This window comes from Aestuariivirga sp., assembly GCF_020252405.1.
Taxonomy (GTDB): Bacteria; Pseudomonadota; Alphaproteobacteria; order Rhizobiales; family Aestuariivirgaceae; genus Aestuariivirga.
On the sequence record NZ_JADCDA010000051.1, the window covers coordinates 44,437 to 50,436 of the forward strand.

4 protein-coding genes are annotated in these 6,000 nt (G+C 65.5%); 2 read left to right on the plus strand and 2 right to left on the minus strand.

What is annotated here, in order from left to right:
* Positions 1 to 65 precede the first annotated feature (65 nt).
* Entirely contained in the window at positions 66 to 2,795 is a 2,730-nt protein-coding gene (locus IOC69_RS08725; protein ID WP_290543155.1) for a phosphoenolpyruvate carboxylase, read from the minus strand.
* Between the two features lie 190 nt (positions 2,796 to 2,985).
* Between IOC69_RS08725 and IOC69_RS08730 the strand changes: the two genes are divergently transcribed.
* Positions 2,986 to 4,836 carry an ABC-F family ATP-binding cassette domain-containing protein gene (locus IOC69_RS08730; protein WP_290543156.1) on the plus strand — a complete coding sequence of 617 codons (1,851 nt, stop codon included), beginning with the start codon at positions 2,986 to 2,988 and terminating at the stop codon, positions 4,834 to 4,836.
* A 178-nt stretch (positions 4,837 to 5,014) separates the two neighbouring features.
* On the opposite strand, the gene IOC69_RS08735 is transcribed toward IOC69_RS08730, so the two are convergent.
* Positions 5,015 to 5,476: a DNA polymerase III subunit chi gene (locus IOC69_RS08735; RefSeq protein ID WP_290543157.1), complete on the minus strand. Its 462-nt coding sequence runs from the start codon at positions 5,474 to 5,476 to the stop codon at positions 5,015 to 5,017.
* A gap of 149 nt (positions 5,477 to 5,625) precedes the next feature.
* On the opposite strand from IOC69_RS08735, the gene IOC69_RS08740 reads away from it, so the two are divergent.
* A complete protein-coding gene (locus IOC69_RS08740; protein ID WP_290543158.1) occupies positions 5,626 to 5,907 on the plus strand; it encodes a hypothetical protein in 282 nt (93 codons plus the stop codon).
* The last annotated feature ends 93 nt before the right edge of the window (positions 5,908 to 6,000 follow it).

Genomic DNA, 6,000 nt, shown 5'->3' on the forward strand with positions numbered 1-6,000 from the left:
TGTTCCGTCCAGGCGATTCCGCGTGAACGGAACATGCGCTGGAGATTATGAAAACCGGGGGCTGATCAGCCGGTCCAGCCCAGGCCCGCCGCCACGCAGTTCATGGTCATCAGCAGCGGCATCATCAGATTTTCGCCGCCCTTGCCGCGGCGCGTCTGCTTCAGCAGCTGCACCTGCCAGCGGTTGGCCTGGTCAACCATCGGCCGCACCCGTTCGAAGCGGCGCTGCAGGCCCTCGAAGCGTTCGCACAGGCGCGTCTCGCCGGTGAGATCCAGGATGGTGCGGGCCGTCCGGCCATGCTCGTGGCGGATCAGCGCGAAGAGGCGCTCGGCCGAGGCGCGGTCGGTGACGAGTTCGGCATATTGCTCGGCCACGCCCATGTCCGCGAGGTAGAGCGACTTTTCGACCTCGTCCACCGCCAGCCGGAAACCGCGCGAGCGGTTGAACATGTCGCGCAGCAGGCGCATGCCGTCAGCCCCGCGCGGCACGAGGAAGTCGTCGAAGGCATAGCCAAGCCCATACCAGCCGGTGAGCAGATGGCGGTTCTGGCTCCACGCGAAGACCCAGGGAATGGCGCGCAGATCGCCGATGCCCTTGGCGCCGAAGCGCCGGGCCGGGCGCGAGCCGAGCTTGAGGTTGGCCAGCTCCTCAACCGGCGAAGCCTGGTGAAAATAGTCGAGCAGGCCCTTGTCCTCCGCGAGCTTGCGGTAGTGCCGGAAGGAGGCCTGGGCGATCCATTCCACCGCCTTCTGGTGCTCCGGGTTCACCTTGAGTTCGGGCTCGTCGATGGACTTGAGCGAATGCACGAAGACCGAGGCTGCGAGGATTTCCAGATTGTGCTGCGCCGTGCCGCGGTTGGCGAATTTGGAGGAGACGACCTCGCCCTGCTCCGTCACGCGCATATGGCCGTTGATGGTGCCCGCGGGCTGCGCGGCAATGGCGCGGCCCGTCGGCGCTCCGCCGCGACTCACCGAACCGCCGCGGCCGTGAAAGAAGCTGATCGACACGCCGGCGTCACGGCCGACGCGGATCAGCCGGCGCTGCGCTTCGAACAATTCGAAGCTGGCGCAGAAGAAACCGCCGTCCTTGTTGGAATCGGAGTAGCCGAGCATCACTTCCTGGCGGCCGCCGTGGAAGGCCACGGAGGTTTTCACCACGGGGTGCGCCAGAAGCTCCGTCATGATCGCCGGCGCGGCGCGCAGGTCGTCGATGGTTTCGAACAGCGGCACCACGCGGATGCGGCAGGTTTCGCGGGCGTTCTCATCGGCGAAGAGGCCGGCGAACTTGGCGAGGAGATAGAGGCCAAGTACGTCCGCGGCGCTCTGCGTCATCGACAGGATGAAGGCGCCGATGGCCTGCGGGTCCGGCCCGTCGATGGTGTCGCGGATCAGTTCGAGGAGGCCCAGCAGTTCGCGCGCCTCGTCCGACACGCCGCGGAACTGCGGCAGGAAGCCCAGGGGCTTCGCAAGCTCCGCTTCGATCCAGGCCTGCCATCCGGCGGAGCCGGCCTCCGGGCCTCCGCCCGGTTCGAGCGGGTTCAGCTTGCGCCAGATTTCCTTCAGCACGCGGTTGATGACGGTGGTGTTCTGGCGGATGTCGAGGCTGACTGTGCGGAAGCCGAAAGTTTCCACCTCCCAGCGCACCGGCCGCGCCAGCGTCGCGGCGAGCGAGACGGAGTGCATCTGCGCCAGCGCCTCCTCGGCGGCAAGCAGTTCGGCGATCAGTTCGCCGGTGTCGATGGGCCGGAAGCCAGCGCCCTTTGGCCCCCCGGAAAAGGTCTTGGCCAGCCGCACCTTCAGCGCGGTGAAGAAACGCCGGAACGGCTCGTGCATGTTGCGGCTGCCGATGGCATCGGCATCGCCGGTGAGTTCAACCTGCTTCTGGACGCGGCCGAGGAACTCCTCCGGGAACACGATCTCCTGTGTCGACAGCGAGACGAGCTGCGCCAGATCGTTCAGCCGCTGCTCCAGCCGCGCCACGATGGCATTGCGGTTTTCCGTCAGCGCAAAGCGCGTCACGTCGACAGTGACGAAGGGGTTGCCGTCCCTGTCGCCGCCGATCCAGGAGGAATAGCGCAGCGGCGGACGCACGCGGTGCGGCGTCTCCGGGTAATGGCGCTGGAGCGCGGCCTCCAGAAGGTCGCAGAGGCTCACCGTGCGGTCGAACAGCGTCTCGCGGAAAAAGTGCAGGCCCCAGTGAATCTCCTGCTCCACGGTCGGCTTCTCCAGGCGGATTTCGCCGGTGAGCCAGAGGAGATCGATCTCGTTGCGGAGCAGCTTGAGCAGGTGAACGCGCTCGCGCGGCGTCCAGCGCGGGCTCTCGAGTTCATAGAGCTTCAGGTAAATGCGGCGGTGGATTTCAAGAACGGTGACGCGCTTGGCCTCCGTCGGATGCGCTGTGATGGTGGGTTGCACGTCGATGGTGTCGAGGGCGGTCTGCACCGCCTCGGGCGGGACATTGGCGGCCGCCACCGTGGCGAAGGCGTGGGAGAAGGAGCCCGGCACCTGGTCCGGCCCGCTGCGCGTTTCCATCTGGCGGCGGTTCCTCATCGCCGCGTTTTCTTCCGCGATATTGAGGAGCTGCAGCCACATGCCGATGACCTGCAGCGCCGGCCCGATCAGTTCGGGCGCGAGCGCGGAGGCATTGGCGGGCTCGTCGATAATGGCCAGCACGCGCGGCTCGCGGACGCGGATGACCTGCCGCAGCAGGTCGCGCAGCATCATGGTGGTTTCATCGAGATAGGCGCTGTCGACCGGCCCGGTGCTGGCGGCTCTGGCGAAAGCTGCGTTCGACACGTGATGTACGCTCCTCAAATCCCCCCATTTGTAGTGCGGTGCAACACGAAAAGAGTCAACGCTATTTCAGCGCGACTGGCCATAGGTGCATGAACCGCAAAAGTGCAACCCGCTTTTGCGACAGGATCATGCTCCAGCATATGATCCGGCGCATGACATTTGGGCGGTCCGCCGCTACAAGGCGCCCGCCATGCTGCACATCAATGGACTGACTTACAGGATCGGCGGCCGCCTGCTGCTCGAAGAGGCCTCGGTCGCGGTGCCCGAAAGCCACAAGGTGGGAATTGTCGGGCGCAACGGCGTGGGCAAGTCCACCCTGTTCAAGCTGATCCTCGGCGAGCTTCCCGCGGAGAGCGGCTCCGTCACCTTGCCCCGAAACGCGCGGATCGGCACCGTGGCGCAGGAAGCCCCGGGCGGCCCCGAAAGCCTGCTTGCCACCGTGATGGCGGGGGACTGGGAATTGACGGCGCTCACAGCCGAGGCCGGGACCGCAACCGACCCCCACCGCATCGCCGAGATCCAGACGCGGCTCGCCGACATGGACGCCCATTCGGCGGAGGCGCGCGCCGCCACCATCCTTTCCGGCCTCGGCTTTTCCGGCGAGACGCAGCAGGGCCCCTGCTCGGCCCTTTCCGGCGGCTGGCGCATGCGCGTTGCCCTGGCCGCGGCCCTCTTTGCGAGGCCCGACGTGCTGCTGCTCGACGAGCCCACCAACTATCTCGACCTCGAAGGCGCCATCTGGCTCAAGAGCTTCATCCGCGACTATCCGCACACCATCGTGCTGATCAGCCATGACCGCGACCTGCTGAACGAGGCGGTGGGCTTCATCCTGCACCTCGAGCGCGGCAAGCTCACACTCTACCAGGGCAACTATGACTCCTTCGAGCGCCAGCGCCGCGAGAAGCAGGCGCTGACCGTGAAGCTCCAGAAGAAGCAGGAAGACCAGCGCAAGCACATGATGGCCTTCGTCGAGCGTTTCCGCTACAAGGCCTCGAAGGCGCGGCAGGCGCAGAGCCGCCTCAAGGCGCTGTCGAAGCTTGAGCCCATCGCCGAGCTGGTCGAGGACCGCGTCGCGCCCTTCTTTTTCCCGAACCCCGGCAAGACCATCGCGCCCCCGCTTGTGACGTGGGACAGGGTGAGCGTGGGCTACACGGAAAACAAGCCGGTGCTGCGGAACATCACGCTCCGCCTCGATCCGGACGACCGCATCGCGCTGCTGGGCTCCAACGGCAACGGCAAGTCCACCTTCGCCAAGCTGCTCTGCGGCAAGCTCGAGGCGATGGCGGGCGACATGAAAGTGCCGGCGCGGCTGACGGTGGGCTATTTCGCCCAGCACCAGCTGGACGAGATCTCGGCCGGGCGCACGCCTTATTCCTACTTCGCCGGGCTGATGCCGGACGAACCGGAGTCGAAACGCCGCGCCAGGCTGGGCGCCTGCGGCTTCGGCGCCAGTCTCGCGGATTCGCCCTGCTCGACGCTCTCGGGCGGCGAGAAGGCGCGTCTGCTGTTTGCGCTTGCCGCCTTCCACGGGCCGCACATCCTGGTGCTGGACGAGCCCACGAACCACCTCGACGTCGACAGCCGCGAGGCCCTGATCATGGCGATCAACGATTATGAGGGCGCCGTCATCCTCATCAGCCACGACCGCCACATCATCGAGACCTGCGCGGATGAACTCTGGCTGGTGCATGACGGCACGGTGAAGCGCTTCGATGGCGACATGGAGGACTATACCCGGCTGGTGCTGGAGCGCGCCCGCGCCGTCCGCCGCGCGGAGCGGGCGGCGAAGGAGCCCGCCGCCGAACCATCACGCCAGCCCGCCAAACCCTCCGCCTCCACTGTCCAGAAGGCAGTGGAAAAACTCGACAGGCGCATGGAGGAGATCCGCGGCAAGATCGGGATCCTCGACAAGGCGCTCTCGGACCCCGCGATCTACAGCGAGGAGCCGAAGAAGGCTGGCGACTTCACCAAGCTGCGCGCCAAGCTGGCAACGGATCTCGAAGACCTGGAGAACCAGTGGCTCGAAGCCCAGATGGGCTGAGCCTCACCTGGAGCATGATCCGCAAAAGTGGAACCGGTTTTGCGATTAAGATCATGCTCAAGTTTTTTGATCTGGCGCATGATCCGCAAAAGTGGAACCGGTTTGGCGATTAAGATCATGCTCAAGTTTTTTGATCTGGCGCATGATCTTTTCGTTCAGGCGGGTCCGCCTGACCGGATCATGCGCCGGCGGCGGCGCGGTTCTGCCAGCGGCCCTGCCCGTCCTGCTGCCAGTAGCTCACCTCGTGGCCCGCGGCCCTGAAGCGTTTCCATCCTTCGCGCGCGGCTTCCACCGCCGCGGCATCATTGCCGTCGAACATAATCACCGCCCGGGTGAGGCCGCCGATCTCACCCACCGCCGCGCCATCGACATAAAAGCGGACATTGGCGTTGTTCGGGTTCTCGTTCTCCGCCGTCAGCCACACCGGCTGCAGGTCCGCACAGCCGTCCGCCTTTGTGCCATGGGGCAGGAAACTGTTGTCCTCGAAACTCCACAACTGGGCGGCGAGCGCTTCCGCGCGCTCTTCGCTTCCGGCCTGAACCACCACCCGCCATCCCCGTTCAAGGCTCATGCCGAGAAGCCTCGGCAGCACCGAATCCAGAGGCTGGCGCTCCAGATGATAAAAGAAAACCGGCGTCATCGGCTCCATTCAGCAAGGCTCCCACCCCCGGTCAAGTCCGCCCGCCCGCATTTCATGCTGGCAAAGTTACCATATTGCAGCATGGGACCCCTGTGGAGAATTATTCATGGGTTTGTTACATCGCCGAGTCGGCAAAAGCGGAGTCAGACGTGAGACGGACTGATCGTGACGAGCGGGCTCCCTCCCTCACCGAAGCCCCAACGGCCGCCAGCCTTTACTGCCTTGCGGCCATGGTGGCGGATGAGGCGTCGTTGGCCGGGCACCGGGACTTTTCCAAGGCCATAGAGACCGCCATGGACGGCTTTCTCGCCACCCTGCCGCCGGACCAGCAGGCCAATGCCCTCACCCTGTCATACGAGATCGCCATGAACTGCGCTGGTGACAGCGAAGAACCCACAAAGCCCCGCCTGCGCCTGGTCTATTCCCGCTAAAGCGCCGGGCGGTCATGCAGAATCGGGGTCTTTTCCCTCCCCCTTGTGGGGAGGCGAATCACATATGGCGGCGGCGTGTCTTGTGCCATGTCA